We start from the raw sequence: 981 nt of genomic DNA on the forward strand, positions 1-981 counted from the left end.
ACGACGAGCTGCGCGAGGCCATGCAGGAAAAGGGCCTGGGCACGCCTGCCACGCGCGCGGCCATCATCGAAGGCCTGCTGACCGAAAAGTACATGCTGCGCGAAGGCCGCGAGCTGATTCCCACGGCCAAGGCCTTCCAGCTCATGACGCTGCTGCGCGGCCTGGGCGTGGAAGAGCTCTCGCGCGCCGACCTCACCGGTGAATGGGAATACAAGCTGGCCCAGATGGAAAAGGGCCAGCTCTCGCGCGATGCCTTCATGCAGCAGATCCAGTCCATGACGGAAAAGCTGGTCAAGAAGGCCAAGGAATACGACCGAGACACCGTGCCCGGCGACTACGCCACCCTGTCCACGCCTTGCCCCAACTGCGGCGGCGTGGTCAAGGAGAACTACCGCCGCTACGGCTGCACGGGCAGCGACGGCCAGGGCGCGGGCTGCGGCTTCTCGTTCACCAAGTCGCCTGCAGGCCGCACCTTCGAGACGGCCGAGGCCGAGCAACTGCTGCGCGACCGCCGCCTGGGCCCTCTGGACGGCTTTCGCTCCAAGGCAGGCTGGCCCTTCGTGGCCGAAGTCACCATCGTGCGCGATGAGGAAGGCGGCAACTACAAGCTCGAGTTCGACTTTGGCGACGACGCCGCCTCCGAAGACACGGGCGAGCTGGTGGACTTTGCCAGCCAGCAATCGCTGGGCCCCTGCCCCAAGTGCGGCGCGCCCGTCTTCGAGCACGGCAGCAACTACGTCTGCGCCAAGGCCGTGCCCACGCTGGCCCAGGCCACGCCCAGCTGCGACTTCAAGAGCGGGCAGATCATCCTGCAGCAGCCCATAGAGCGCGAGCAGATGCAAAAGCTGCTGCAGACCGGCAAGACCGACCTGCTGGACAAGTTCGTCTCCAACCGCACGCGCCGCAGCTTCAAGGCCTTCCTGGTGTGGGACGGCGCGGCCGGCAAGGTGAACTTCGAGTTCGAGCAGCGCGACAGCAAAT

Annotated in this window: 1 protein-coding gene; it reads left to right on the plus strand. The window is 66.1% G+C overall.

Annotated features, from left to right (window positions below; translation table 11 throughout):
• Positions 1-981: topoisomerase C-terminal repeat-containing protein (locus KDK82_RS18010; RefSeq protein WP_179217965.1), on the plus strand; the 981-nt coding region annotated here is incomplete at both ends.

The organism is Delftia sp. K82 (genome assembly GCF_002193035.1).
Lineage (GTDB): Bacteria > Pseudomonadota > Gammaproteobacteria > Burkholderiales > Burkholderiaceae_C > Comamonas > Comamonas acidovorans.